Genomic DNA, 26,669 nt, shown 5'->3' with positions numbered 1-26,669 from the left:
CGCGGTGGCGCAACGCCGTGCCGAAGCGGCACGGGTGCACATCACGCCTTCGGTGCGTGATACCCATCGGGAAGCACCAGCACATCGCCCACTTCGATGTAGTTGGGGTTCTGGCCGCCGCGCGCGTTGATGGGGCGCTTGTCGCTTTCCATGCGGTCGTTGAGCCACAGGTTGTGGCCATAGATCCACTCCACGACCTTGGGATCATTGCCGGCGATGCTCCAGACGCTCTCGTCCGCCTTCACGGTGTAGGTGTTGCTGCGCGCGGTCTTCGACGTGTCCACCGGTGCGGGCGGCGTGTCATCGGGCTTGGGCAGGGGCGGCGGCGCCATGCCATGCGCCTGCAGCCAGTTCTTCAAGCCCTCACCCCCACGGGCAGACAGCCGGATGTTGACGTCGGCCATGCAATGGATCTCGCGCGACTTCGGGTTGTAGTCGATGAAGTAGTGCGCCTTGTTGGGGTCGTTGACCTTGGCGGCGCCGGGTGCGGCCGCGATGTCCTTGTCGTAGACCCAGCTGCCACCGCGGTAGTAGGTCTGCGTCATCGGGTCCTCGAAGCGCTTCTTGCCGCCGTTGTAGGCCACACTCGAATAGGACAGGTCCACCTTGGTCGGGTCCTCGGGCAGGGCCAGGAAGGCCTCGTAGTGCTCCGGCGCCTGCTTGTCGGTGTCGTATTCGGACGCCTGGCGTACCTGCTCCAGCCGACCCGTGCGCTGCAGCTCGTTGACCCAGTCCACGAACTTGTCGGGGTCGCCCTTGGCATCGCTGTAGGCATCCAGCAGCCCCTCGGCCAGCGACTCGCCGCTGAGCCAACGGTTGAAGTTGGCCTTCAGCAGGTCGCGGTCGGCAAGATTGTCAGCAGCGCCGGGCGACATGCCGGCGGCGGAGAGGAAGTCTCGATCCACCGATTCCAGCTGCTTGTGGATCTTCTGCTCATTGCCGTACCAGTTGACCAGGTCGGTCGCCGTCCAGGCCATGGTGGCCAGCCAGCCTGCAGGGCCGGCCTCCATGAAGGGCAGCTTCTTGGCCATGAACTTGCCGACAGCCTCGTAGATGTTCGCCGGCGTCATCACCGCCTTCAAGCCGAAACGGCCGAGCGCGTACTTGTTGACGGCGCCCTCGATAGCCAGCTGCGCCGCCTTGATCGGCCCATCGCGCGTCACAGCCGCGCCACCCTGTGCGGCGATCCGCTTGGCCTCCTCGGTGGTGACCAGCGGGTCCTTCAGCAGGTTCCAGGCCCCCTTGAACTCGAGCGTCGAGATCGCGACGTCGTTGGACAGGTTGACGGTGGCGGTCCAGAAGTTGCGCTGGTCCACCGGCTTGCCGTCGACGAAGTTGTTGATCTCGCTGTTCACCCGGCTCGCGTCCCACACCGCAGCGTCGGCATGCAGCAGGCCGAAGAAGCCGATGGACTTCCATTCGGCGGTGCGGGTGAACTCGCTGCCGCGCTCGATCGTGCTGAGGCTCGGCAGGCCCCTGGTGTCGTTGAGAACCCTCTGCATGCTCGGCGGCAATGCCTGCGCGCCCTTGTGCGCCAGCGCGGCGCCGGCCTCGAGCACCTTGATGCCCGCGAAGCCCCCCACCAGCCCCAGCAGCACCGGCTTGCGCCAGGACTCGCTCGAGTCGAACTTGAGGTTGTGATAGAGGTAGTCCGTGAACCACAGCTGCGTGACGCCCACCGCGCCCCAGCTCGCCGCCGCCGCCGGGCCATGGTTGCCCAGCCGCCCATAGCCAGCGCCGTAGACACCCTTGAGCTTGTTGTTCTCGATGGCGTTCTCGGCGAAGTCGCCGGTCCACTGCAGGTACAGGTTCACCGGCACCACCCCTGCAGCCGCAGGCGGTGTGATGCCGGCGTCGCGCATCCAGTTCAGCGACGAATGCACCGCCTGCTCCTTGATGCGGGTCGAGGCGGCATCGCTGCCCATCAGCATGGTCTTGGTGTAGTCGTCGTCCAACAGCGCCTTGCGCTTGTCGTCCACCTGGCTGTAGCCGTCCTGCTTGCCCAGCCTGTCGTCCTGGCCATAGAAGGTGACCATCTCGGTGTCGCGCAGCAGCTGGTAGCCGCGCGCGTCCAAGGTGCGCTTGCCGTCCTCGAAGGCCTTGGCGAAGTCGGGGTGCTGCTTGATCACGGCCTGCAGCGCTTTCTGCTGCTGCTCCTCGGTCATCAGTTTGCCGAAGCGCAGCTGCGGAACTTCAAGCGCGGCCATGTCCTTGTGCTTGTCTTCGAACAGCTGGCGCGAGTTCTTCTTCAGGTCGTCCAACCCCTTGGCGGTGCTTTGCAGGGTTTCCTTCGCGAGGTCAACCTCATGCCCGCCGGCCGGGCCCCAATCCATCTTGAACTGGAAGTCCTTTTCCTGTCTGGCCGTTTCCAGAGCCAGCGTCGCCCCTGAACCGTTGGCGATGGCGCGCTGGAAGCCGCCATTGAGACGCCCCTGCTGCGGCCCCCAGTTCTCGACGATGTTCATCGTGAAGGACTGCCCGGCAGACTCGACAGCCTTCTGAACCTCGCTCGATTCCCAGGCCATCACCGGCTTGCCGTCCGCGCTGTTGCCAGTCGGATGCGAGCCGGCCGCGGCGCGGTCGATGACCGTGCTGACACCGCCGATGATCTCGTCGAAGTCCTTCAGGCCGTAGCCCATCAGCATGTCGTTGTCCATGCCGCGGAAGGACTTGAAATCCTCAGGCGTGCCGTCGATCGTCATCAGCTCCGCGGAGTGGTCGCCATGCAGCGAGACGTCGTCGATCACCTTGTCCAGGGTGCCGTTCCCGTCCGGACCGAAGAGCTTGTTGACGATGCGCGCCGTGATCTCGGGCGTGAGTTCAGGATGCTTGGCCGGGTCGGTCAGCTCCATCAACTTGCGCGTGGCCGCCGTGGCGGGCGCCGCATAGTTCTTGTCCCGCCGGTAGGTGTCCCCGTACTCGTCCTTGTAGTCCTTGACGCCCTTGTCGTAGGCGTCGGTGACGGCCTGGGCCGATTCGTTCACATAGCTGTCGACGAGCTTCTTCACGCCCGGGTCCGACATCACCAGCTCGCGGATCTGCAGGCTGGTGTCGGCCGGCATCGCCTTGCCGAGGGCGAGCATCTGGTTGGTCGTGCCGCTGGCGCTCTCGGTGTGGCTGATGATGCGCGCCGCTGCGGCCATGCGGGTCAGGTCTTCGTCACCCAGGTAGCGGTCGACCAGGCTCATCGCGGCGTCGTCGATCGCCTTGTCGCGCGCGGCGCCGTCCGGCTCCCCGGCCGTGGCCAACGAGATCTCGTGGCCCAAGGCCTCCATCACGGCATTGCGCTTGGTCTCGTAGTCAGCCAGGGCCGTCTTGTAGGCGCCCTCGTCGGTGTGACCGGTCGCGTTGAGCTGCGCCTGCAGCGTCGTGACCTGGTCGGTCGCGCGGTGGAACTCATAGAGCTTGTTGCCGGTGTCGCGCTGCTGGGCGTTCTCGGTCTTGACCGTCTTCAATGCAGCGTCGACCACCATCTGCGCCTCGGGGTCGTCGCGGAAGCGCTTGGCGATCTCGTGCGCCGCATCCTCGGTGGCCACCGCGTTCTTCGCGTCGGCCTTGTAGGTCTGGCGCAGCTCCGCCGCGATGGCCTGCTCGCTCTTGGCGCGTTCCCGGATCGTCAGGTTGGCAGCGCTGCGGTAGGCCTGGGCCGCCTTCTCGTAGTCCTCGCTGCCGGGCTTGTACTTGGCGAGCTCTGCTTCCTTCTTGCGCGCGTCCAGCAGCAGCTCGTGGGACAGGTCGATCTCGTCGTCCGTGTAGGTCTTCATCGCCGCCAGGTCGGTGGGCGACGCACCTGCCACGCCCGCCGGCTCCGGCACGCCAGCGATCAGCCGCACCGTGGACGCGAGCGTGTCGGGCGATGCCGCCAGCACCGAGCCCGCCGGCGCGTTCTGCGGCGATTGCAAGGCAAACAGCACCGCGTCGTGCAGCGCCCCCTTGCCGACGTTGTGCGCGCGCAGGGCATCGCCGAACAGGTCGAGCCCGTCGGCACCACCGCCTGGCTTGGCTGGTGCGGCGAGGTGATCCAGCAACGTGCGCGCGAGTTGCCGCGCCTGCGCCGGGTCGCCGGCGGCATCGGCCGCCGTGGCCAGGTCGTCGACCAACGCGTGGTACTCCGCCTTGTCGTCGATGCCCGTGGTCTTGCCGGCCTGGCCGTCGGCCGGCAGGTCGGTGTGGCGCGCCTCCTGGCCCGCCGTCTCGGCAAGCTTGCTGACCACCGGCTGGGCCTTGGCCATCAGCTGCTTGCGCTGCTCGGGGCTCAGGCTCGTGTCTCCCATCGCCTGCGCGAGCTGTTGGGCAGCGGTGGCGGCGCCCGACTGGGCGTAGACGTCCTGGATCTGCTGGGCATAGCCGTCGACGTCATGCTTGGCGACCGGCACGCCCTGCATGGGCTGCAGGAACGGTGGCGGGTTGCTGCCCAGGGGTGGCTTTGACTGCAAGGGCCCCAGCCCGGGCGACAGCGGGTTGTTGCCACCGAGCGGAGGCGTGGCGCGCAGCGGCCCCAGGCCGTTGACGAGGGGCGAACCGCTGTTGAAGAGGGGCGCGGCTGCCAATGGATCGTAGAAGGCGTAGGTCGCCCGCGCCTTGTCGACCTGCTTCTGCGCTTCCTGGGTGGCGGCCGACGGCGCGGCCGGCGCGCGGTTGTCCTGCGCGTCCTTCAGCCTGGCCTTGGCGAGACCGTGTTCCTTCTCCTTGAACACGGCCTGGGCTTCGGCCTTGAGCGCATCTGCTTGCTTGGCCTTGTGTTCGTCCTTCAGCTTCGCGGCCTTCTCCTGGTCCTGTTGGGCCTGGGTCTGCTCCGCCTTGGCTTGCGCTTCCTCGGCAGCCTTGCGTGCGACTTCGGCCTGGCGCTTGGCTTCTTCGGCGCGGCGACGGGCTTCCTCGGCGCGGCGGCGCGCTTCTTCGGCAGCGCGGCGTGCAGCCTCCTCGGCGCGACGGCGCGCTTCTTCGGCCTGTGCGGCGGCGTCGTCCCGGCCGACGAAAGAACTGGACCCTACGGCGTCAAGCATTCACTCTCTCCTTGTCTATGGCGGATGGGCCTGATGTGCATTCCTGCCCGGCGATCAACAGTAGTTGCAGGTGTGTCGCCCTCGCAACTACGAGTCCACGTAGCGCGGGCCTGTTAACGCTATGGCAATGGGCCTTCCCGAAGGGTTGTCACCAAAAAGGCCGCGTGCGGCGTTGCCAATGCCCGCCGGGTGCCCAACCCGGCTCCGCTTTGCGCCTTGCTCGCAGCCTTTTTGGCGACAACGCGACCCATTGCCATAGCGTTAACAGGCCCTAGTTATCCCCCTGGGCCCACTGCAGCAGCCGGGCCACCGACGCATACAGCGAGCGCGGGATGGGGCGGTCCTGCGGCACCTCGTCGTACAGCAGCTCGGCGAGCGATGGGTCGAAAGCCATCGGTATCAGCGCCTCGCTCGCCACGCGGCGGATCTGTGCGGCCAGCTCGGCCTCGCCGCGCACCAGCACGCGCGGCAGGTCGTGCTCGCCGAGGTACTGCAGGGCCACCGCCACGCGCTGCGAATGGATGACGGCCGAGGCCATGCGCACGCGGTCCGCCAGACTCGCGTACACGGCCTCGAAGTGGGCGCTGCGGCGGCGCGAGCGGTTCAGCGGATCGCCCTCGGCGTCCTTGTGCTCGCGCCTCACCTCGTCGATGGACATGCGCAGGCCCTTGATGAACTCGTAGCGCGTGTGCGCGTAGTCCACGCCCGCCATCAGCGCGTAAACGAGCCCCGCCCAGGCGAAGCTCTGCAGCACGAGGCTGGCGCCGACGCTCATCGCGGCCGACGGCGTCGCATAGCCGAGCTTCAGCGCGGTATCGAGGCAACCGCGGATCACCAGCCACATCACCGATGCGAGCAGCGCCGTCTTGACCATCATCTTCAGCAGGTTGATGAGGTTGCGCGTCGAGAAGATCTTCTGGAAGCCCTGTGCCGGGTTGAGCCGGTTGACGTCGGGCTTGATGCGCTCCCAGGCCAGCAGCCCGCCCACCTGCGCAAACGAACCGACGAAGCCGCCCGCCGCCGCCATCGCGCCCAGGCCCAGCATGGTGGCCACCAGCACGCGCCCGGCATGCAGCAGCAGCGCCGGCACACCGTCGTCCGGTGCGATGAACAGGCGCTCGCTGGTGGCGTGCAGCCACAGCTCGCGCCACAGGCCGAAGATCGTGGCGCCGGCCAGCCACAAGGCCAGCACGGCGAACAGGAAGACGGCGCTGGACGCCACGTCGTGGCTGAACACCACCTCGCCCCGCTTGCGTGCGTCGCGCAGCTTCTTGGACGTCGGAGCCTGATCCTTCTCAGCCACTGCGGGGCCTCATGGAAGAGCGCAGGAACTCGAGCACGCCGTTGTCGGGTCGCAGGAACTGCTGCAGCGAATCCCACAGCACGTACATGAACAGCATCATCATCAGCGCGGCCAGCAGGCCCTTGAGCGACTGCGTGCTCTGGAACACATTGAGCTGCGGTGCCACGCGCTGCAGCAGGCCGGCACCCAGCTCCACCAGCATCAGCACCAGGATGACCGGCGCGGCCAGCTTGACGATCCAGGTGAAGAGGGTGTCGCCCTGGCGGATGGCGAAGGCCTCGATGACGTGGCTCAGGTCCGGAAAGAAGTCGGCCACCGGCCACAGCCGGTAGGAGTCCACCACCGCGCCCACCAGCGCCAGCATGCCGCCCGCCGACACGAACAGGTTGATGACGACCCAGCCGAGGAATTCGCCTGTGGGGCCGTTGTCATGCCCGGCCACGGGGTCGAAGAAGGCGGCGTTGCCGCTGCCGGTCTGGAAGTCGATCAGGTCACCCACGCTCTGGATGGCCCAGAAGAAGATGCCGAAGCCCAGGCCCAGCATCACGCCGATCAGCGCCTCCTTGGCGGCGATGGCGACCCACATCGTCACCGACAGCGCCGGCATGTCACCGGCCAGCGGCGACATGAACAGCGCCAGCATCAGCATCAGCGAGTTGCGCGACATGCCGGTGATGACGTTGGGCGACAGGAAGGGCGTGACCGCGAACACGGCGAACAGCCGCGGCATGGTCAGCGCGATGGAAGCGAGCAGCTGCTCGGGATGGAGGAAGGCGGACTCGTCCATCAGGCCCGCCGCGCCGCCGACCACAGCTGCACCGAGGCTTCCTCGGTCGCCTCGTCCTGCCGGCGCTCCTGCTGCGCACGTTGCTCTGCCAAGGCGCGCTGCTGCATCTGCCTGGCCTTCTCCAGCTCCGCACTGGCGCGGCGCAGCTGCGCGCGGCTCGCGTCGAGCAGCCCTGCAGCCTGCGCCACCACGACCTGAGCCTGTACGGCGGCCGCACCGGCCGTCACGATGCGCCCGTCGAGGGCGCGGCTCCAGGCTCCCGCCAGGCGCATCTGCGCCACGCTGCAGCCGCCCTCGCCCACGGCCGCCACGGTGGACTGCCAGTGCTGCGCCTTGGCCTGGTGCTGCTGCAGCCATTGCTGCTCGGCCTCTTGCGCCCTCGCCTCGCAGGCCTGCAGCGCCCGCTGGTCACGCCCGACGGCCTGCAACGCGCTGCGCTGATGGCGCTCGCGCACATCGGCCAGCAGCTTCCAGGCGATGGCCATGTCACACGCCCTCGGCGAGCCGCCGCAGCGCCGCCAGCGTCTGCTCGAAGGCCTGGCGGTCGCCAGGCTTCTGCGCCAGGAACTGCTGCGTCGCTGCCCGGCGCTGCACCGCCAGGTCGGCCAGCGCTTCGGCGCCCTGGCGGTACTCGCCGATCTGGATCAGCAGCTCCAGCTCCTGGTATTTGGCCATCAGGGAGCGCAGGCGCCCGGCCGCCTGCGCATGCTCGGGCGACGCCACGGCCGACATCACGCGGCTGACGCTGGCGAGCACATCGATGGCGGGGTAGTGGTTGGCCGCGGCGAGCTTGCGCGACAGCACGATGTGGCCGTCAAGGATGGAGCGCACCTCCTCGGCGATGGGGTCACTGTCGTCCTCGCCCTCGGTCAGTACCGAATACACGGCGGTGATGGAGCCTCGCTCGCCCTGCCCCGCGCGCTCCAGCAGTTGCGGCAGCATGGAGAAGATCGACGGCGGGTAGCTGCGCCGCGTGGGCGGCTCGCCACTGGCCAGGCCGATCTCGCGCTGGGCGCGCGCAAAGCGCGTCAGCGAGTCCACCAGCAGCAGCACCTTCTGCCCCTGGTCGCGGAAATGCTCGGCGATGGTGGTGGCCACATAGGCCGACTTGATGCGCTCCATCGGCGGCCGGTCGGAGGTGGAGACCACCATCACCGTGCGGGCCATGCCTTCGGCGCCAAGGCTGCGCTCGATGAACTCCTTCACCTCGCGGCCACGCTCGCCGATCAGCGCCACCACGTTGACGTCGGCCGTGGAGCCCCGCGCCAGCATGCCCAGCAGCGTGCTCTTGCCCACGCCGGGCGGCGAGAACACGCCCACGCGCTGGCCCTCGCCGAGCGTCAGCAGGCCGTCGATGGCACGGATGCCGGTGACCAGCGGCTCGGCCACCATGCGGCGCGCCAGCGGGTTCACCGGTGCGCGCTGGACCGGCATGCGCGCCATTGCCTTCAGCGGGCCCTTGCCGTCCATGGGCTCGCCCATCGCGTCGAGCACCCGGCCGAGCAAGCCCGGCCCGACGGGGCAGACATGGCCACGGCCTGAAGGCACCACCTCCGTCAACGTGGAGATGCCGGTGGTCGGCCCCAGCGGCGTCAGGATGGCCACCTGCTTCTGGAAGCCCACCACTTCCGCCAGCAGCGGCGGCTCGCCCGGCGTGCGCAGCTCGCAGAGTTCGCCCACATGAGCCTGGATGCCGGTCGCGTCGATCAGCATGCCCACCGCCTTGCTGACGCGGCCGCGCACGCCCACGGTGGGCAGGTGGCCGAAGGCGCGCGACAGGTCGTCGACGATGCTTTGCGTGGCCAGCTCGTCCATCAGCCCTGCTCCGTTGGCTGCAGCAACCCGCTGCGCTCCACCGCGGCGCGAAACGCGTCGAGCTGCGCATCAACACCGATCTGCAGCGTGCCCGAGGGCGTCTGCAGCACGCAGGCCTGGGCCGGCAGGGCCGGGTCGGCCACCACGGCCAGCGCCTGGGCCCAGGCCAGCTCGCCGCCGATCTGCCGCAGCGCCGTGCGCACGTGCTCCTCCTGCGCAGGCGCTACGCGCAGCATGACGAAGGGCTCGTGGCGTACCAGGGTGTCGACGCGGCGCAGCGCGGTCTCCAGCAGCGCCGCCGGGTCAGCCTCGCCCAGGAACTGCCGCACGGCCTGGGCGACGATCTGCGCCATCGCCGCGCGCAGTGCCTGCAGCTGACGCTGCGCGGCCAGGGCCTCACCCACCAGCTGCTGGGCGTACTCGGCGCGCGCCGCCTCCAGCCCCTGCTCGTGACCCTGGCGGCGGCTGTCCTCGGCCTGCTGCCGGGCCTGCTGCTCGATGCGGCGCGCCTCCTGCCGCGCGGCCTCCACGACGGCCGAGGCGTCCAGCAGCGCGGCGTACTCGGCCTCCTTCAGCACCTTGCGCTCGCTGAGCAGCTGCAGGTTGTCGGTCGTGATCAGAAAAGCCAGTCCCATTGCGGCAGTCTTTCCGGGACGATGCACAGCAGCATCAGCTCCCTGAGTTGTTCGAGCTGGCGCGGCTGCAGCGGCGGCACGCGCAAAAGGCTCACGCGCTGCGGCAACTTGAGCCGGATGCGCTGCAGCACCGCAGCCCCCTCGGGCAGCAGCGCGCCCGTCAGCAGCCGGTAGCCGCGCTGCACCATCACATGGCCGGCCGCATGAGGGTGCTCTTGCAGCCGCTGCATGTCGACGCGGATGTGGGTGAGCTGGGGCACGCGGTCGAGCACGAAATCGACCGCGTCATCGGCCACGCGCAGCGCCTGCCGCCGCACCTGGCTCCCCAGGCCACCCCGCAGACCGAACAGCGGCTTGTGCGCCGCGAAGCCACAGTAGATGGCCAGCAGCCGCAGCGAGGTGGCGTCCATCAGGTCCACGCGCTTGAGCTGGGAATCGAACTGCAGGTCCACGGTCTCGTCGGCCAGGTCGCGGGCGCGCAGCAGTTGGCCAAGCACGGCGCGGCCCGCGGGGCCGAGGCGCGAGATGCTGCGGTGGCGCACCGGCCAGTCAGGAGGCAGCCAGCTGGGGTGCAGTCCGTCCTCTGGATGCAGGCCCTGGCGCAGCGCCAGGCGCAGCATGTCCAACGGGCCATGCTCAGGCGCCGCTGGCGCCGGTTCGCTGGGAGCTTGGACGGTTCGCATCAGCGCTTCAACAGCTGGCGCCGCGCCCAGGTGCGCCAGTCCAGGCCCTGGCGGCGCAGCAGGCTGGGCAGTGCGATCAGGCAGGCCACCGCGGCCAGCAGCAGCACGCCGAGCGTGACTGCCGTGCGGTCGAGCGACAGGCCTGCCACTTCGTAGCGCACTGGCAGATCGGCGGCCGCCGCCGCGCCGCTGGCACGCCGTGCCTCCACCAGCGACAGCGAGACCTGGTCGTGGGACAGGCCCTCGATGCTGTGCGCCACCATGTCCTTGACGGTGGGCGCCAGCAGCCGCAGGTCCACGTCGGCACGGTATTTGATGAAGACCGCGGCCGACGAAGGCTTGAGCTTGTCGCTCAGCGGGTCGTTGGCCGGGATCACCACATGCACGCGGGCAGCCACCACGCCGTCGATGGTGCGCAGCGTCTGCGACAGCTCCTGCGACACCGCATAGATGTAGCGCATGCGCTCTTCCGACGGCGTGGACACCAGGCCCTGCTTCTGGAAGACGTCGCCGATGCTGGCGTAGCGGTCGTGCGGCAGGCCCTGCGAGCGCAGCACGTCCAGCGCCGCGGGCAGGCGGCTTTCCTCGACCTTGAGCTGCCAGAGACCGCCCTCGGCAGCCTCCTTCTCGGCGGGGATGCTCTCCGAGGTCAGCGCGGCCAGCATCTCGTTGGCCTCACGCTCGTTGAGGTTGGAATAGAGGTCGACCTTGCAGGCGGCAAGGGCGAGGCACACGACCAGGGCCGCGGCGGTGCAGAGTTGCCTAGCCATTGTTCTTCAGCAACGAGTTGAACTGGTTGCTGCAGGCGCTGGCCAGGGCCGTGCACATATGCATCTTGCTGAAGTAGGTCATGGAGTCGTTGCTGAACCTGACGATCTCCATCTGCGCGCGACCGAATTCGACGGCGGCGGTCTGCGGATCGCCCAGGTCGGCCGCCGGCACCATGCGGTGGGCCATCAGCTCGCTGGCCCCGGGGCGCTGGCCGAAGAACTGGTCGGCAGCGCTGGACAGCGATTGCAGTGAGCCGGTGCCGCCGGCCTGGGGGCGGACCATGTAGCCGGCGAAATGCTGGGCTTCGGCCGGATCGATCGCGGCCGGCGCCGTGGCGCTGGACTGGACCGCAACGGCCATGGCATCAACGGGTTGGACCATGATGACCTCGCTGGGGTGAAAGGGATGAAGAAGAAGTGCCGCCCCGGCGCCGGGGCGGCAACAAGCGGAAGGTCAGACCTTCTGCGACTGCTGGCGAACGTCGCTGGCCGCCTGCAGGACCGTGTTGGTCTGCTGGGCGTTGGCCGACGTGATGGCCGCGGTGCGCTGGGCGCTCTGCGACGTCACGGTGCTGAAGATGGTCAGCTGCTTGTTCTGTTCCAGGATTGCCTTGCTGTCCAGTCCGGACTCGGGTGCGGCTACGGCCATGGTTTGACTCCTAACGTCAAAGGTTGATGACATGACAAAAATCGCCCCCGCCCTCATGGACGGAGGCATTCCGCACGAAGGCCAGGCCTCCGGTGCGAAATCCCTTGGTGCTCATCGCGCGCCCTCCCTGCCTGGTGACACCACCAGGCCGTCGGCCTCGATGCGCTTGAGTTCGGCGCCCGACTTGAGCACCGCCCCCTCGTAGTAGCGGTTGCCATTGGCGAGCTGGATGTAGCTCATGCCACTGGCGTCCTGCGTGATGCTGACCATGCGCGACGGCAGCACGCTCTGCCACGCGTCCCACTGCGCGCGTTGCAGCTCGCCCGCGCGGTCGACCTGGGGCCGCGGCCGCAGCTTCACCTGGTCGGACACCAGCACCGCCGGGTGCAGGTCGTCGGCCAGGCGACGGATCTTCTGGCGCACCGATTCGTCCTCGGTAGCGCCGGCCACCACCAGCCGGCCCTGGCCCGTGTAGCTCATCGAGATGCCGGGGTCGCTCACGTAGCGGCGCGCCTGCTCGACGATGTCCTCGGCCGCGTGCACGCTGGTGCTGACCTGCCGGCCAAAAGGCGCCATGGCCTCCGCCAGCGCCTGCTTGCGCTGGCGCGATTCGACATAGCCGCGCACGTTGAAACGTCCGCCGGCGACCGCCACCACTTCCACCTCGGGGAAGGGCTTCAGGGCCTTCTCCACCTCGGCCAGGTCAACCGTGGCGACTCGCGTCGAGCTGCCCGCGCTGCCGGCCCAGGCCAGCACGCCGGCCGCACCGCCGAGCGCCAGCACCACCAGCGCCACGCTCAGCCAGGGCGAGCCACGGCGCGCGGGCGCTTGGAGCAGAGCGGCCGGAGGCGCGTCGCCGGGCATGATGCTTTCGGCCCACTCGGACGCCGGGTCGTCGTGCTCGGGCGCTGGATAGCTGCGGTCGACCTGGAAGTCGATGCTGCCGACCGACACCACGTCGCCCGCCACCACGCCCTTGCGCTGGGCCTGCAAGTCCTGGCCGTTGAGCTTCACGGCGGCCGCGCCGACCTTCTGCAGCGACATCGCCAGTTCGCCCACCGTGAACACCAGGTGGCGCGGCAGCACGTCGCTGCCGGGCAGCATGACCTCGCACTCACCCGAAGCGCCCAGCGTGTTGACGCCCGGCTTGAGCGCGATGGTGCGGCCCTTGACCGCGCCACTGAGGAAGCGCAGGCACCAGCCCGGCACGGCGGCCGTGGTGGTGTGGGCCCGCGCGTTCATTGCGTAGGCTCCTGTTGCACCGGCAGCGAAGGTTTGCTGCCGGGCGTGACGAGGCGCGGCGTCAGCAGGTAGAAGCGCTCCATGTTGTTCTGCTTCTTCTCGCTGTACTGGAACAGCTTGCCCAGCACCGGGATGCTGGACAGCAGCGGCACGCCCGAGGTCGCGTTGGCCTTCTCCTCCGAGGTGTAGCCGGCGATCAGCAGGCTCGTGCCTTCGTCCACCAGCGCCTGGGTGTTGACGGTGCGCCGCCGCACGACGGGGATGCGGTCGACGGTGGTGCTGCTGACGTCGCCGTCCTCGATGTCGATGGACATCAACACGCCGCGGCCCTCCTTGTCGTCGACGATCAAGGGAGTCACGCGCACCGCGGTGCCGGCCGTGACGCTGTACAGGCTCGAATCCTGGAAACCGTCGACCCGCACATAGAACTCGCTGAGGTTCTCCAGCACTGCCTCGTTGTTGTCCAGCGTCAGCACCTTGGGCCGCGCAATGAAGTTGGCATTGCCCTTCTGTGCCAGCGCGCTGACGCGGGTCAGCAGGTAGTTGCGCAGGTCGTTGCCGATGGAGGCGGTGAACAGTGCGCCCAGTGGCGTGCTGGGGTTGCCCTGCGGGTTGACGGTGACAACCTGGCCGGCCTCGGAGTTGGCGTTGCCGAAGGTCAGTGGCGGCAGGTTGCCGCGGCCGATCTGCAGGTCGCCGTGGCGGGAATGCAGCCGCCAGTCCACGCCCAGGCTGTCCAGCGTGTTGGTGCTGATGTCCATGATCGTGACCTCGATCTCGATCAGGCGCGGCCGCACGTCCATGGTCTGGATCAGCTTCTCGTAGCGCGCCATGCGCTCGGGCGTGTCGCGCACCAGCACCGCGTTGAGCCGCGTGTCGGGCTGGAACTGCGGCAATTCACCGCTGGAGAACTCGGGGCTGCCGCCGTCGCCATCGTCCTCAGCGGCACTGCTGCCCTCGCTGGACAGCTTGGCCACGCCGGCGTCGGCGCTGACGCCGAGCTTGGTGCGGCGCACCGGCCCTGTCACGGCCGAAGGCGCTGACGCTCGCACCGCGCCGGTGCGGCCATACAGATTGCGCAGCACGGTCGCCACGCCGGGGATGGACACCTGCTTGCCGGCGCGGTTGATCTTGAAGTCGGCGGCCCAGGCATAGCGCAGCGGGAACACCTGCACCTCGGCACGGTCGTCGCGGGCCGCACGCTGGTCGATCAGCCGCACCGTCTGGCGCACCAGCTCCACATAGCGCTTGGGACCCGAGACGTAGACGTTGCCATCCGCCTCGCTGATCTGCAGCGGATAGCGGGCGTCGGCAATCTTGAGCCGGGCCAGCGTGTCGGCGATGCGCTGCGCGTTCTTGCCGGCGATGGTGAACACCTCGCTGCGCGTGTCGGCGGCCGGATCGACAAACAGGAAGGCACCGTCGTAATACCAGGTCAACCCGTTGGCCGCGCAGATATTGCTCAGCACCATCTGCACCGCACCGGGCTGGCTGCCGGTGATGGCGAAGCGGCCGCTGATGGTGCCGCCGACCTTGCCGTCGATGACCGCCGTGACGCCCTGCGACGCCGCCAGCTCGCGCAGGAAGTCGCCTACCGGCTTCTCGTTGGCTTCCATGCGGAAGGGCCTGCCGTTGCGCGGCAGGTCGGCCGCCGTGGCGGAACCAGCCCATAGTGCCGCCAACAGGCCAGCCAGGCAGCCCAGGACGTGGAGTGAACGCAGCAGCATCAGGTCAGCGAAGTCAGGATTTGGAAAGCACGCTCGGCGAAGCGCAACACATCGCGGCCGAGCCAGCCGGCGGTCACCACCAGGGCGATCAGCACCACGATCAGCCGCACGGACTGGCCGATGCTCTGGTCCTGGATCTGCGTGACCGCCTGAAGCACCGCCACGACCAGAGAGGTCAGCGTGGACACCAGCACCATGGGCAGCGAGACCATCAGCACGATCAACAGTCCTTCGCGCGTGATGTCGAGGATGGTTTGCGGCGTCATGCCGCCTCCGCGATCGGGGTGAGGGTCTGGGGCTGCGGGTTGCTGACCCAGCCCACCGGCTGCAGTGCGACGTCCTCGTCGACCTCCTGGTAGGACAGCACCGCCAGCTGGGGCGCCACCGGCTCGATCAGCGTCTTGATGTAGCGCCGCGTATCGGATGACACGATGGCCACCACGCGCTGCTGGGCGCCACCGAGGATGCGGCGCACCTGTTCGCGCACGTCCTGCGCCACCGCGGGATCGAGCAGCAGCAGGTTGCCGCGCGGCGAGCGCTCGATGGCGGCCTGCACGCGGTCGATCAGGCTGGACTCGAACAGGATGGCGTGCAACTCGCGCCGCGCGCCGACGTGGCGGCTGGTGATGAAGCGGCCGAGATCGATGCGCACCAGCTCCGTCAGCGCGACGACGTCGGGCTCCGTAGGTGCCCAGATTGCCAGGCTCTCGAAGATGGCGTGCAGGTTGCGGATGGGGACGTTCTCCTGCAGCAGCCGGCGCAGCACCTCGGCCAGGCGTTGCAACGGAACGGCGCGTGCCACTTCCGCCGCCAGCTCGGGCACCTCGCGCTGCGCCGCGTGCAGCAGGCGCTGCACCTCCTGCAGGCCGATCAGCTGGGCGATGTGGCGACGCACCGCATGGTCCACATGCAGGCCCAGCACGTCTTCGCAGGTCCAGGCACGGACCGCTGTCGGTGCGGCATCGACCCATACGACCCGCGAGAAAGGCCCAAAGGGCTCCGCCACCTCGGCGCCCGCCGGCGGCGTGGCGGCCTCGGCCGCGTCGAGCAGCCAGCTGCCCGGCCGCAGCGTGCCTTGCGAGACCACCACGTCCTGCACCAGCACCTGGTACTGGTTGTCGCCCAGGCCGCTGCCCCAGCCGACCTGCACGCGCGGGAACACCGGCCCCAGGTCGCTCTCGACGCGGGCCTTGGCCGCGGCCATGCGCAGGTCCAGCGCGGGGCGGTCCAGGCGCCCGCGCAGGCCGGTGGACAGGCGCAGCTCCAGCGGTGCGGCGATGGCGCCCTGCACCACCTCGCCACCGTCGTCGTCCGCGTCGCGATAGGACATCCAGGCCGGCGTGCGGCGGCTGTCAAGCAGCCGGCGCGTCAGCAGCCCGGCGCCCAGCACCACCAGCGCCAGCGTGCCGAAGACCCACTTGGGAAAGCCGGGCACAAGCAGGAAGCTGGCGGTGGCCAGGCCAGCAATCACCAACGCACGGGGATGGGCCATCAACTGGCGGCTGATCTGGTTGGCCAGCTGGCCCCCGTGCGGCTCGCCGTCGGCCGACACGCGGGTGATGACCACGCCCGAGGCGATGGACACCAGCAGCGACGGGATCTGCGACACCATGCCGTCGCCCACGGTGAGGATGGCGTAGCGCTGCAGCGCGCCGCCGATGCTCATGTCGTGCATCAGCGTGCCGATGGCCAGGCCGGCGAGGATGTTGACCAGGGCGATGACGATGCCGGCGATGGCGTCGCCCTTGACGAACTTCATCGCGCCGTCCATCGCGCCGTGCAGCGAGCACTCCTGCTCCAGCTGCTGGCGGCGCTTTTGCGCCTGCACCGACGACAGCACGCCGGCGCGCACGTCGGCGTCGATGCTCATCTGCTTGCCGGGCATGGCGTCCAGCGCGAAGCGCGCCGCCACCTCGGCCACGCGTTCGGAGCCTTTGGCGACGACGATGAACTGCACGATGGCGATGATCAGGAACACCACGCCGCCGACCACGACGTTGTTGCCGACGATCAGCTTGCCGAAGGTGTCGATGATGTGACCCGCATTGGCGTGCAGCAGGATGAGCTTGGTCGATGCGATGTTCAGCGCCAGCCGGAACAGCGTCGTGAACAGCAGCAGCGACGGGAAGGTGGACAGCGACAGCGCCGACGGCACATACATCGCCACGATGAGCAGGGTCAGGCTCATCGACAGGTTGGCGGCGATCAGGAAGTCCAGCAACGGCGTGGGCAGCGGCAGCACGAACAGCGCGACGATGGCCACCAGCATGCCGGCCAGCAGCAGGTCGTTGTGGCGGCCCGCGCTGGCGATCAGGTCCTTCATGCCGCTGCGTCGCGGCAGGTGTCTTTGCAGTGCGTTCGGTGCGGGGTCGGCCATGCGAAGCACTCTATGGCGTGACTTTTTTACGCACCACTACGAGTCCCCGTAGCGCCCCGCCGTTATGCGCGGTGCTACGAATTCACGTAGTTCCTCCCAGCTCCGCGGATGGCTACGCTCGCCGCGTGCTGATGCCTACCGCCGTGATCGATCTGAGCGAAGTGAGCGCGTTGATGCGCTTGCCGGCGCCCGCCTGCCTGGCTATCAACCGTCTCTACGACCGCCGCGCGCCGCCCATCGAGCTGACGCTGCGGGGCGCGAGGCATCGCCTGCAGTGGCATTTCGGCAGCATCCAGGATTTCACTGGATTTGGCCGTTATCGATTCCGCCTCGGCCCTCACACGGGCTGGCTGATGCTGGATTCCCCCGCGCAGGCCGCACTGCTGCAGGAGCGCAGCCATGCCCTGCTGCCAGCCGAGTTGCGCTATGTGCTGCTGGCCGATGCACTGCAGCCGGTGGCCACCGCACTGGAGGCCACGCTGCGCCTGCATTTCGAATGGTCGCCCGGCGAGCCCGATGAGGACGCCGAGTCACTGTTGCCGCCGGAGTCCGCTGTCTGCTTCACGGTAGCCGCCGACGACCAGCCTAGGCGCTGGCAGGGCTTGCTGCTGTTCCAGGACCCCTCGGCGCTCGACAAGCTGGTGCCGCCTTTGCCGGCGGCCTCGGCCGGCCCCTTGGGCAGCGGCTTCGACAGCCTGCGCGTGCCGCTGGCTTTCCGCATCGGCGCCAGCGTGCTGAGCCTGGCCGAAGTGCGCGGCATCCGGCCGGGCGACATCGTCAGCGTCGAACACTGGACCGCCGCCGGCGCGGGCTTGGTCGTGCAGGCCGAGCTGGGTGGCCCTGCGGGCCGGCAACTTATCGCGCGTGCCGAGGGCTCGCGCATCACCGTCACGCAATGGAGAGACCTTTCGATGAAACGAGATGAGCTTGCCCCCGCCACTGAGGGCGACGACGCGACGGGCCTGCCGCTGGACCGACTCGATGCGCTGGAAGTGGCGCTGCGCTTCGAGGTGGGTCATCTGAGCCTGTCACTCGGCGAGTTGCGGAATATCGGCCCCGGCCACGTGTTCGATCTGACACAGCCGCTGAACCGCAGCCCGGTGCGCATCCTGGCCCATGGCAACGTGCTGGGCAAAGGCTTCCTGGTGGCGGTCGGTGAACGCCTGGGCGTGCGCGTCTCCGAGTTCGCGCCGACCGAGCTGAAGACCTGACGATGAACACCACCGGCATGCCCGAGCCCATGACGCTCGTGGCGCTGATCCTCGCCTTCGGGGTGGCGCCCTTCGTCGCGATGATGGTGACCAGCTACACCAAGCTGGTCATCGTCTTTGGCCTGCTGCGCACCGCGCTCGGCCTGCAGCAGACGCCGCCGAACATGGTGCTCAACGGCATCGCCATCATCCTGTCGGTCTACATCATGGCGCCGGTGGGCATGGAAGTGGCCGACGCGCTGCGTCAGCGCCAGGCTGGCGCCAAGAGCGAGGGCTGGAGCGACGTGGTGACGGTGCTGGACGCCGGCAAGGCGCCGCTCAAGGCCTTCCTGCAAAAGCACACGCATGAGCGCGAGCGCCAGTTCTTCCTGAAGTCGGCCGCCGCCATCTGGCCCAAGGAACAGGCTGACAGACTGCAGGCCGACGACTTTCTGGTGATGGTGCCGAGCTTCACGCTCAGCGAGTTGACGCGGGCCTTCCAGATCGGTTTTGTCCTCTACCTGGTGTTTGTCGTGGTCGACCTGATCGTGGCGACGGTGCTGCTGGCGCTGGGCATGTCAATGATCTCGCCGACCACCATTTCGCTGCCGTTCAAATTGCTGTTGTTCGTCATGCTCGACGGGTGGGCCCGCTTGATTCACGGGCTGGTGCTTTCGTATCGATAGCCGTGCGGTAGCACCATGACGCAGATGAGCAATCCGCCAACGACGGTCGTCATCACCATGCCGGAGACGTTCAACATGCCAAGTGCGAAGGTGAAGCCGCCCAGCAGCACCGCCGCCAACAGCACGCCCACGATGCTGCCGCGGCCGCCTTCGATGGCCACGCCGCCAAGGATCACGATGGTGATGGCGTCCAGCTCCCAGCCCAGCGCGAGGTTGGGCCGCGTGCTGCCAATGCGGCCGGTCAGCTGCACGGCTGCCAGCGCCGCCATCAGGCCGGCAGCCGTGAACAGCAGCAGCCGGTAGCGCTGCACCGCAATGCCCGAGAAGCGCGCAGCCACGGGGTTGGCGCCAATGGCGTAGATGCGGCGGCCATGGACCGTGCGGTGTTGCAGCAGCATGAACACCACCGCCACGGCCAACATGACGCCGAACTCGATCGGCACGATCAGCCACGGCCAACCCGCAAGATCCCCCAGCGTACCGTTGCCCCACTGGCTCAACCATTCCGGGTAGCCCGTGATGGCCTGGTCGCCCAGCAACACCAGAGCCAGGCCGCGGTAGAGCGACAGCGTGCCGATGGTGACGACGATGGAGGGCAGCTGCCAGCGCGTGACCAGCCAGCCGTTGAATGCGCCACACACGATGCCGCAACCCAGAGCGGCGGCGATCATGCCGGCCGGGCCTGCGCCGGCCTGCATCGCGTAGCCCATGGCCAGGGAGCACAGCGCCATCGTCGCGGCGATGGAGAGATCGATCTCGCCCGCAATGATCAGCAGAGCCATGGCCATCGCGATCAAGGCCTTTTCCGACATATTGGTCGTGCTGTCGGCGATCGCATAGGGCGAGGCAAAACCGTCGATGCACAGGCCGAAGCCGACGTAGACGGCGACGATCAGCGCCGTCAGCACCCATTCCCAGGAACCCCAGGCCTTCATGCCGCTCGCCTTTCCAGGATCTGCTGCCCCGACCGGCGCTGTGCTCGCGAGTTCAGCATCACCGAAACCAGGATGACAGCGCCGGCAATCGCCTGCTGCCAGAACGGCGAGACGTGGATGACCGGCAGGGCCGCATTGATGACGCCGATGAACAGCACGCCCAGCAACGCGCCGCCAACCGTGCCGACGCCACCCGCGATGCTGACACCGCCGATGACGCAGGCCGCAATCACGGTCAGCTCGAATCCGGCGGCCAGTTCGGTGAAAGCAATGGCATAGCGGCCGACCCAGAGCAGGCCGGCAAGCCCGGCACAAGCGCCCGACAAGGTGTAGGCCATGCGAATGCGCTGCGGCACCGGGATGCCCACGACCCGCGCAGCAGCCGGGTTGCCGCCGCAGGCGTAGAGGTCACGCCCTTCCCGGCGCCAGCGCAGCAGCCACCATCCCAGCGCTGCGACAGCGGCAGCAATCCACACCAGCAGCGGCAGGCCCAGCAGCTCCGAACGAGGCAKGGCCTTGATGGACGCATGGATGTCCTGGTCGTTGACCCAGGCGCCGCCGCTGACCAGGAAGATGGCGCCGCGATAGACCGACATGGTGCCCAAGGTGACGACGATGGGCGGCAGCTCGAAGCGCGTGATCAGCCAGCCGTTGAGGGCGCCCTGAGCCGCGCCGAGGGCCAGCGCAAGCAGGGTCAACACCGGCGCGCCGGCACCCGGAAAGAGCTTGCCGAACAGTGCCACCAGCATGCCCGTCAAGGCCAGGTTGGACGCCACGGAGAGGTCGATGCCGCGCGTGAGCAGAACGGGCATCTGGCCGATGACGAGGATGGCGAGCAGGGCCGAATCGTTTGCGATATCCAGTGCATTGCGCGGCGTGAGAAACACCGGAGATCGCAGGCCCACCGCCAAGGTGATGGCCCCGATGACGGCGGCCAGCGCCAAATCGCGCCAATTCATGCGACGCGTCATGCGGCGTTCCTGCTCAGGCCCGAAGCCGCAGCCACGATGGTTTCTGCATCCACCTCGCCGCGCCGGAACTCGGCCACCTGCCGGCCACGCTTCATGACGACCACGCGGTGGGCCAGGTGCATCACCTCGGGCAGTTCGGACGACACCAGGATGACTGCCAGCCCCTGCGCCACCATCTCCGCGACCAGTTGATAAACGGCCTGCTTGGCGCCGACGTCGATGCCCTTGGTGGGTTCGTCCAGGATGACGATGCGCGGGGCCAGCCCCAACCACTTGCCGATGACGACCTTCTGCTGGTTGCCACCGGAGAGGCCGGACAGCGGCGTGTCCTGGCTGGCGGTCTTGATGTTCAGCCGTTCGATCAGCCGCTGCGCCCAGGCGCTTTCGCGCAAGGCGGACAGCCAGGGCCCGCGCGAGACCTGGCCCTTCACGGCATGGCTGGACCCCGCCAGCGCGGCCAGGCTGAGGTTGTGCCGCACCGAGAAATCGAGAATGCCGCCCTGGCGCTGCCGCTCCTCGGGCACATAGGCCAACCCCAGTGCGATGGCATCGGCCGGATCACGGATGAGCCGCTCCTGCCCATCGATGGCGATGCTGCCGCGGGCCAGCGGCTTCAGCCCCATCAACGCCAGCATGACCTCGCTGCGTCCGGCGCCGACCAGGCCGTAGAAGCCCAGGATCTCGCCACGCCGCAGCGCAAAGCTGATGCCGTCGAACTCAGTCGGGTGACTGAGGTCGCGCGCCTCCAGCACGATCGCGCCGGGTTGCGTGTCCACGCGCGGATACACCTGCTCGATGCTGCGGCCGGCCATCAGGCGCAGCAGGTCGGGCTCGCTGGCCTCTTTCATGCGGCCACTGCCGACCGAGGCGCCATCCCGCAGCACCACGTAGTTGTCGCAGACCGCGAACAGCTCATCGAACTTGTGCGAGATGAACAGCACCGCCACGCCGCGAGCCAGCAGCCCGCGCACGATGCCGTAGAAATCGCGGATCTCGGCCTGCGACAGCGCGGCGGTGGGTTCGTCCAGGATGACGACGCGGGCCTGGTGCGACAAGGCCCGCGCGACCTCGATCAGGTGCCGCTGCGCCAGGCTCAGTTGCCGGACCGGTGTCGTGGCGTCAAAGCCCGCGCCCACCTCGTCCAGCACCTGCTGGGCCAGGCGGTTCATCGTCGCCCAGTCCACGACGCGCAAGGCCGCTGGCCCGCGCATGGGCTGGCGGCCGATGAAGATGTTCTCCGCCGCCGTCAGCTCGTCGAACATCACCGTTTCCTGGTGCACGGCGACGATGCCGGCGGCCTGGGCGGCGTGCGTGTCGTGCAGGCGCAGTGGCTGACCGTCCAGCCACAGCTCGCCTTCGTCGGGCTGGTGGACGCCGGTGAGGATCTTGACCAGCGTCGACTTGCCCGCGCCGTTCTCGCCGATCACGGCCAACGCCTGGCCCGGCCTCAGTTCGAGGTCCACGCCGCGCAATGCATGCGTCGGCCCGAAGCGCTTGTGGATGCCCCGCAGGCAGAGCACCCCGGCCGGGTCAGAAGAACTTGGCGAACTTGTCGACATTGCCGGCGTCGTAGGTGAAGGGCTCGGCCATCACCGCCTCGTTGTTCGTATCGAGCGTGACCGTGCCGACACGGCCGACGCCGATCTTCGCGCCCACGCTCACCGTTGCCTTGCCGCTGACCAGGCCATGAGCGATGTAGACGGCGCAGTAGCCCAGGTCGATGGGGTTCCAGATGGCAAAGCTTTTCACCACGCCGCTGTGCACGTGGCCGGCCATTTCCGACGGCAGGCCCAGGCCGGTGACGAAGACCTGGCCCACCTTCTTCTCGTCCTGCACGGCCTTGGCGGCGGCCGCGACGCCGACGGTCGTCGGCGCGACGATGGCCTTCAAGTTGGGGTAGCTCTTCAGCAGGCCCTGCGCCTCGCGATAGCTCTTGTCGGTCTGGTCGTCGCCATAGACCACGCTGACCAGCTTCAGGCCCTTGGCCGCCGGCTGGGCCAGCGCCTTCTTCATCTCGGCGATCCAGAGGTTCTGGTTGGTGGCCTGCGCGGTAGCCGACAGCACCGCGATCTCGCCGCTGCTGCCGATGGCGTCGGTCGTGAGGCTCACGAGCTTCTGGCCGATCAGCGCATTGGACGAGGGCGCGAGATGCACGAGCCGCCCATCCTTGCGCACCGCCGAATCGAAGGACACCACCTTGATGCCGCGCGCCATGGCCTTCTTGAGCACCGGCACCAGCGCGTCGGGGTCGTTGGCAGACACCACGATGGCCTTGACGTTCTGCGCGATCAGCGTGTTGATGACCTCGATCTGCCCCTCGGCCGTGGCCTTGGCGGGGCTGGCCAGCACGATCTCCACGCCGCCGAGCGCCTTGGCGGCTTCCTGCGCACCCTGATGGGCGGCAACGAAGAAGCCGTTGCCCGAGCTTTTCGCGACGAGGGCAATCTTGTCGGCGGCCAGCGCGCCCTGTGCGGCAAGGCAGAAGGCGGCTGCGGAAACGGCAAGCGTCAGCGTGCGGCGGCTTAGGGTCATGGCGCATTCCTGGAAAGAGGGCTCGAAGGCTGCCGCAGGCTATCCGTTCTTGCCCAGAGAATGTCGGCCCTGGCGCACAACGAGCAAGCTGTTGAGCGAAGTCCCTTGCGCGCGAGCCGCCCTATTGCGGCATCGTCGCCTGCGCAGGCATGGCCTTCCCAGGCGTGCCGCCCTCCCCTTCGAATGGCCGAAGGCGAAACGCCACGCGGACCGGTTCCAGCCGGGTGCGGTACTGCGCATGAGGCTGGCCGACGAAGCTCCAGGAGTTGTCGCCGCCCACGCCCCACTGCGCGCCGTCGATCAGCAGCGTGCCGTGGTCGTGGGGAACGATGTCGCTGCTCTTCCAGGTGCCGGGGGCACGGCGGTAGAGGTCGGTGTAGGGAAACGCGAGCGCGTTGGCCATCAGCAACTGCTGGCCCTCCACCCGCAGGCCGCGGCCACCGCCGGAGATTTCGAGCCAGCGCACGTCGACCTTGTTGCCGGTGTCCTGCGGCCGCATGTAGTCGTGGTTCTGCTCGGCGACGGCGCCGCGCCACAGGCCGACCGCAGCGCCCGTCTTGCGGTCGACGTAGCTTTCGTGGGGACCGCGGCCGTACCAGGTGACCGTGGTCAGGTCCAGCGACATGTCGAACCACAGGCCGACCCGCACGGGCGGCGGCAGGTCGCTCTTGAGCGGCGTCAGCACGCCGGCCACATCGACGGAGCCGTCGCCGCGCATGGTGTAGGTGGTGACGAAGCGCGCCGCGCCGGCGCCCAGGCGATGGTCGACGACGACCTCCGCCCCGCCGCCGGGCAGGTGGCGGCTGGCGATGCCCCGGACCTGGCGTTCACGGGTCATCACCTTCCACGGCGCCTGCTGCGCGACCGTGCCCGTCAGCGTGTCGTTGTCGGTCTCGGCACGAACGAAGTTGGGCTGGCCGCCGCTCAGCAGCGGCGCTCCTGCCTTGCCGTAGCCGGTCAGCAGGCCGGTCTTGCGGTCGAGCGTCAGGGTCGCGCCCGCGGCCGACAGGACCACGGCGTCGGCACTCTCCTTCAGCTCGACCGTGCCCTTGGCCGGCGGGGCCGATGCGATCACGGGAGGCGTCAGCGCGAACTGCTCCCAGCCGACGACGTAACCTTCCGGCGTCAGCGGCACGGCACCCGCCCTGGCCCTCGCGCGCACCGTGACGAGGTATTCCGCGCCCGGCTTGCGCCGGACGTTGGACAGCGGCAACTGCAACTTCTGCGTGGCCCGCGCCGCGGTCGACAGCCCGGGCAGCGGCCCCGAGGCGATGGCCACGCCGTTCTCCAGCAGCGCCCATTCGAAGGCAAAGCCCGACAGGTCGCGGAAGTCGTGGCGGTTGCGCACGGTCACCGTGGCTGACGCTGGATCGAAGGCCTCGAACTGGATGGGCGAGTAGACCTTCTGCACTTCGTAGACATGCGGGTTGGGCGTGCGGTCGGGCTGGATCAGGCCGTCGCCGAACTCGATGTCGCCGCCCGGGTTGGGGCCGTACTCACCGCCATCGCCCCAGTAGCGTCGTCCATCCTTCGTGGTGCGATACATCGACTGGTCCACCCAGTCCCAGATGAAGCCGCCCTGCAGCTTCTCGTACTTGTAGATCGTGTCCCAGTAGTCCTTGAAGTTGCCGCCCGAGTTGCCCTGCATGTGGGCGTACTCGCACTGGATCATGGGCTGGGTGCGGGTCGGGTCGGTGGCCCAGTCCACCATCTTCTCGATGTCGTCGTACATCGGCGCGTAGATGTCGACATAGGCGTTGGGCTCATGGCGCCAGTCCACCGTGCCCCAACCCAGGTAGGAGATCAGCCGCGAGGGGTCACGCTGGCGCGCCTGCGCCGCCGCCTTCTCGAAGTTGGGGCCGAGGCCTGCCTCGTTGCCGAGGGACCAGAAGATCACCGACGGGTGGTTCTTGTCGCGTTCCACCATGTTCAGCACGCGGCTGACGTGCGCGCCTTCCCAGGCCGGGTCGAAGCCGAGCTGGATCTTGGCCCGCAGTTCCGGATGCTGGTGCCCGTAGCCCATGTAGGCATGGCTCTCGATGTTGGCCTCGTCCATGACGTAGAGGCCGTATTCGTCGGCCAGCGCGTACCAGAGCTCGGCATTCGGGTAGTGCGACGTCCGCACCGCGTTGATGTTGTTGCGCTTCATCAGCTCGATGTCGCGGCGCATCGACGCTTCCGACATCACGTGGAAGGTCTCGGGATCGTGCTCGTGGCGATTGACGCCGCGGATGACGATGGGCCGGCCGTTGACCATGACCAGGCCCTTCCTGATCTCGACCGTGCGAAAGCCGATGCGCTGCGGCGTCGCCTGGATCAGCCGGCCGTCGGCGTCGAGCACCTCGACCAGCAGCGTGTAGAGGTTGGGCGTCTCGGCCGTCCAGGGGCGAACGCCCGGCACGGGGGCGGACAGCGTCTCGGTGCGGGCCGCACCGGCCGCGACGGCAGCGGTCCGCGTCAGCACGACCTTGTCGCCCTCCAGCAAGCTCATGCGCAGCGTCAGCGGCTGGGTGCGCGCGGTCAGCGCCACGTCGACCGACAGCGCGCCGTCGCGGTAGTCCTTGTCCAGGCCGGCATGGACGAACAGGTCGGTCAGCCGTGTCCTCGGCACGGCCTTCAGGTAGACCGAGCGCTCGATGCCCGAGACCCGCCAGAAGTCCTGGTCTTCCAGGTAGGACCCGTCGGACCAGCGATGGATCTGCATGGCGACAACGTTCTTCTGCCCCGGCTTCAGCAGCGCCGTGATGTCGAACTCGCTGGGCAGCTTGGAATCCTCCGAGTACCCCGCCTCGACGCCGTTCACCCAGACCCGGTAGGCCGAGCCGGCCGCACCGATATGCAGGATGACGTCCTGCGCCGACCAGTTCGCCGGCACCTCGAAGCTGCGCCGATACGAGCCCACCGGGTTGGTGGCATGCGGGATCAGCGGCCGGTTGGCCGGGAAGGGATAGGTGATGTTGTTGTAGCGGGCCTGGTCGTAGCCCTCGGCCTGCCACATGGCCGGCACCTTGATGGTCTTCCAGCCCGAGATGTCGTAGCCGGGCTTCTCGAAGCCGCTGGGCACGTCGTCGGACGAGGGCGAGAAGCTGAACGACCAGAGGCCGTCCAGCGTCTGGTAGCGGGTCGACCGCGCCGGGTTGCCGGCCAGCGCGGCTTCGCGGCTCTCGAACGGGAAGTGCGTCGCCGCGGCCGGCAGCTTGCCGCGCGCGTAGACCGCCGGATTCTCCCAGTCCGGCCGCGACGCGTCGACCTGCACCGCCTGCACCTGCGGTGCCTGGGCGCGCGCCGCACCGCCCAACGTGACACCCAGCAACACCACGCTCACGCCGGCGATCAATCTCAGCTGCATGTGTATTTCCAT

General features: G+C 68.4%; 21 protein-coding genes. 2 read left to right on the top strand and 19 right to left on the bottom strand.

The annotated features are described in order from the left end of the window. Positions 1–41: 41 nt before the first annotated feature. From ASC91_RS05275 to sctV, 14 genes are all read right to left on the bottom strand, one after another. Positions 42–5,006: a hypothetical protein gene (locus tag ASC91_RS05275; protein WP_056193356.1), complete on the bottom strand. Its 4,965-nt coding sequence runs from the start codon at positions 5,004–5,006 to the stop codon at positions 42–44. A 271-nt stretch (positions 5,007–5,277) separates the two neighbouring features. After that, complete coding sequence (locus ASC91_RS05270; RefSeq protein WP_056193353.1) at positions 5,278–6,309, bottom strand: EscU/YscU/HrcU family type III secretion system export apparatus switch protein; 1,032 nt, start codon at positions 6,307–6,309, stop codon at positions 5,278–5,280. Continuing rightward, positions 6,302–7,096, bottom strand: a complete 795-nt coding sequence (gene sctT, locus ASC91_RS05265) for a type III secretion system export apparatus subunit SctT (protein WP_056193482.1) — start codon at positions 7,094–7,096, stop codon at positions 6,302–6,304. The genes ASC91_RS05270 and sctT overlap by 8 nt, the downstream gene beginning before the upstream one ends. Further along, positions 7,096–7,581: a hypothetical protein gene (locus ASC91_RS05260; protein WP_056193350.1), complete on the bottom strand. Its 486-nt coding sequence runs from the start codon at positions 7,579–7,581 to the stop codon at positions 7,096–7,098. Before ASC91_RS05260 ends, sctT begins: the two co-directional genes overlap by 1 nt. A gap of 1 nt (position 7,582) precedes the next feature. Beyond that, positions 7,583–8,911: a type III secretion system ATPase SctN gene (gene sctN / locus ASC91_RS05255; RefSeq protein WP_056193347.1), complete on the bottom strand. Its 1,329-nt coding sequence runs from the start codon at positions 8,909–8,911 to the stop codon at positions 7,583–7,585. Next, a complete protein-coding gene (gene sctL / locus ASC91_RS05250; protein WP_056193343.1) occupies positions 8,911–9,546 on the bottom strand; it encodes a type III secretion system stator protein SctL in 636 nt (211 codons plus the stop codon). Before sctL ends, sctN begins: the two co-directional genes overlap by 1 nt. After that, positions 9,528–10,229 carry a SctK family type III secretion system sorting platform protein gene (locus tag ASC91_RS05245; protein ID WP_056193340.1) on the bottom strand — a complete coding sequence of 234 codons (702 nt, stop codon included), beginning with the start codon at positions 10,227–10,229 and terminating at the stop codon, positions 9,528–9,530. Before ASC91_RS05245 ends, sctL begins: the two co-directional genes overlap by 19 nt. Continuing rightward, positions 10,229–10,999, bottom strand: coding sequence for a type III secretion system inner membrane ring lipoprotein SctJ (gene sctJ, locus ASC91_RS05240; protein ID WP_056193337.1), 771 nt, complete (start codon positions 10,997–10,999; stop codon positions 10,229–10,231). Before sctJ ends, ASC91_RS05245 begins: the two co-directional genes overlap by 1 nt. After that, positions 10,992–11,381: a hypothetical protein gene (locus tag ASC91_RS05235; RefSeq protein ID WP_056193334.1), complete on the bottom strand. Its 390-nt coding sequence runs from the start codon at positions 11,379–11,381 to the stop codon at positions 10,992–10,994. The genes sctJ and ASC91_RS05235 overlap by 8 nt, the downstream gene beginning before the upstream one ends. 72 nt (positions 11,382–11,453) lie before the next feature. Next, a complete protein-coding gene (locus ASC91_RS05230) occupies positions 11,454–11,648 on the bottom strand; it encodes a hypothetical protein (RefSeq protein ID WP_056193332.1) in 195 nt (64 codons plus the stop codon). 111 nt (positions 11,649–11,759) lie between these two features. Further along, positions 11,760–12,890, bottom strand: coding sequence for an FHA domain-containing protein (locus ASC91_RS05225; RefSeq protein ID WP_056193329.1), 1,131 nt, complete (start codon positions 12,888–12,890; stop codon positions 11,760–11,762). Next, positions 12,887–14,617 (bottom strand): type III secretion system outer membrane ring subunit SctC, encoded by a 1,731-nt coding sequence (sctC, locus tag ASC91_RS05220; RefSeq protein WP_056193326.1) that lies wholly within the window; start codon positions 14,615–14,617, stop codon positions 12,887–12,889. Before sctC ends, ASC91_RS05225 begins: the two co-directional genes overlap by 4 nt. Further along, positions 14,617–14,883: a type III secretion system export apparatus subunit SctS gene (gene sctS, locus ASC91_RS05215; protein ID WP_056193323.1), complete on the bottom strand. Its 267-nt coding sequence runs from the start codon at positions 14,881–14,883 to the stop codon at positions 14,617–14,619. Before sctS ends, sctC begins: the two co-directional genes overlap by 1 nt. Then, positions 14,880–16,994, bottom strand: coding sequence for a type III secretion system export apparatus subunit SctV (gene sctV / locus ASC91_RS05210; RefSeq protein WP_056193319.1), 2,115 nt, complete (start codon positions 16,992–16,994; stop codon positions 14,880–14,882). Before sctV ends, sctS begins: the two co-directional genes overlap by 4 nt. 131 nt (positions 16,995–17,125) lie before the next feature. Between sctV and sctQ the strand changes: the two genes are divergently transcribed. Next, on the top strand, positions 17,126–18,205 hold the full coding sequence (gene sctQ, locus ASC91_RS05205; RefSeq protein WP_056193480.1) for a type III secretion system cytoplasmic ring protein SctQ: 1,080 nt from the start codon (positions 17,126–17,128) through the stop codon (positions 18,203–18,205). A 2-nt stretch (positions 18,206–18,207) separates the two neighbouring features. After that, complete coding sequence (sctR, locus tag ASC91_RS05200) at positions 18,208–18,870, top strand: type III secretion system export apparatus subunit SctR (RefSeq protein ID WP_056193318.1); 663 nt, start codon at positions 18,208–18,210, stop codon at positions 18,868–18,870. Here the strand turns inward: sctR and ASC91_RS05195 are convergent. From ASC91_RS05195 to ASC91_RS05175, 5 genes are all read right to left on the bottom strand, one after another. Then, complete coding sequence (locus ASC91_RS05195; protein ID WP_056193315.1) at positions 18,843–19,805, bottom strand: ABC transporter permease; 963 nt, start codon at positions 19,803–19,805, stop codon at positions 18,843–18,845. The genes sctR and ASC91_RS05195 overlap by 28 nt on opposite strands. Then, on the bottom strand, positions 19,802–20,776 hold the full coding sequence (locus ASC91_RS05190; RefSeq protein WP_056193312.1) for an ABC transporter permease: 975 nt from the start codon (positions 20,774–20,776) through the stop codon (positions 19,802–19,804). The genes ASC91_RS05195 and ASC91_RS05190 overlap by 4 nt, the downstream gene beginning before the upstream one ends. After that, positions 20,773–22,239 carry a sugar ABC transporter ATP-binding protein gene (locus tag ASC91_RS05185; protein ID WP_235531846.1) on the bottom strand — a complete coding sequence of 489 codons (1,467 nt, stop codon included), beginning with the start codon at positions 22,237–22,239 and terminating at the stop codon, positions 20,773–20,775. Before ASC91_RS05185 ends, ASC91_RS05190 begins: the two co-directional genes overlap by 4 nt. A 67-nt stretch (positions 22,240–22,306) precedes the next feature. Continuing rightward, the gene (rhaS, locus tag ASC91_RS05180) at positions 22,307–23,308 is read right to left on the bottom strand and encodes a rhamnose ABC transporter substrate-binding protein (RefSeq protein WP_056193306.1); all 1,002 of its coding nucleotides are present in this window, start codon (positions 23,306–23,308) and stop codon (positions 22,307–22,309) included. A 121-nt stretch (positions 23,309–23,429) separates the two neighbouring features. Then, positions 23,430–26,657 (bottom strand): glycoside hydrolase family 2 TIM barrel-domain containing protein, encoded by a 3,228-nt coding sequence (locus ASC91_RS05175; protein ID WP_056193304.1) that lies wholly within the window; start codon positions 26,655–26,657, stop codon positions 23,430–23,432. Positions 26,658–26,669: the final 12 nt, after the last annotated feature.

It is taken from the genome of Pelomonas sp. Root1237, assembly GCF_001425055.1.
Classification (GTDB): domain Bacteria; phylum Pseudomonadota; class Gammaproteobacteria; order Burkholderiales; family Burkholderiaceae_C; genus Pelomonas.
This window is presented reverse-complemented; position numbering and strand designations above follow the sequence as displayed.

Excerpts from the sequence above, each read along its gene's own strand:
- ASC91_RS05275 (WP_056193356.1), bottom strand. The coding sequence starts at position 5,006 with ATGCTTGACGCCGTAGGGTCCAGTTCTTTCGTCGGCCGGGACGACGCC.
- sctT (WP_056193482.1), bottom strand. The coding sequence starts at position 7,096 with ATGGACGAGTCCGCCTTCCTCCATCCCGAGCAGCTGCTCGCTTCCATC.
- ASC91_RS05260 (WP_056193350.1), bottom strand. The coding sequence starts at position 7,581 with ATGGCCATCGCCTGGAAGCTGCTGGCCGATGTGCGCGAGCGCCATCAG.
- sctN (WP_056193347.1), bottom strand. The coding sequence starts at position 8,911 with ATGGACGAGCTGGCCACGCAAAGCATCGTCGACGACCTGTCGCGCGCC.
- sctL (WP_056193343.1), bottom strand. The coding sequence starts at position 9,546 with ATGGGACTGGCTTTTCTGATCACGACCGACAACCTGCAGCTGCTCAGC.
- ASC91_RS05245 (WP_056193340.1), bottom strand. The coding sequence starts at position 10,229 with ATGCGAACCGTCCAAGCTCCCAGCGAACCGGCGCCAGCGGCGCCTGAG.
- sctJ (WP_056193337.1), bottom strand. The coding sequence starts at position 10,999 with ATGGCTAGGCAACTCTGCACCGCCGCGGCCCTGGTCGTGTGCCTCGCC.
- ASC91_RS05235 (WP_056193334.1), bottom strand. The coding sequence starts at position 11,381 with ATGGTCCAACCCGTTGATGCCATGGCCGTTGCGGTCCAGTCCAGCGCC.
- ASC91_RS05230 (WP_056193332.1), bottom strand. The coding sequence starts at position 11,648 with ATGGCCGTAGCCGCACCCGAGTCCGGACTGGACAGCAAGGCAATCCTG.
- ASC91_RS05225 (WP_056193329.1), bottom strand. The coding sequence starts at position 12,890 with ATGAACGCGCGGGCCCACACCACCACGGCCGCCGTGCCGGGCTGGTGC.
- sctC (WP_056193326.1), bottom strand. The coding sequence starts at position 14,617 with ATGCTGCTGCGTTCACTCCACGTCCTGGGCTGCCTGGCTGGCCTGTTG.
- sctS (WP_056193323.1), bottom strand. The coding sequence starts at position 14,883 with ATGACGCCGCAAACCATCCTCGACATCACGCGCGAAGGACTGTTGATC.
- sctV (WP_056193319.1), bottom strand. The coding sequence starts at position 16,994 with ATGGCCGACCCCGCACCGAACGCACTGCAAAGACACCTGCCGCGACGC.
- sctQ (WP_056193480.1), top strand. The coding sequence starts at position 17,126 with ATGCCTACCGCCGTGATCGATCTGAGCGAAGTGAGCGCGTTGATGCGC.
- sctR (WP_056193318.1), top strand. The coding sequence starts at position 18,208 with ATGAACACCACCGGCATGCCCGAGCCCATGACGCTCGTGGCGCTGATC.
- ASC91_RS05195 (WP_056193315.1), bottom strand. The coding sequence starts at position 19,805 with ATGAAGGCCTGGGGTTCCTGGGAATGGGTGCTGACGGCGCTGATCGTC.
- rhaS (WP_056193306.1), bottom strand. The coding sequence starts at position 23,308 with ATGACCCTAAGCCGCCGCACGCTGACGCTTGCCGTTTCCGCAGCCGCC.
- ASC91_RS05175 (WP_056193304.1), bottom strand. The coding sequence starts at position 26,657 with ATGCAGCTGAGATTGATCGCCGGCGTGAGCGTGGTGTTGCTGGGTGTC.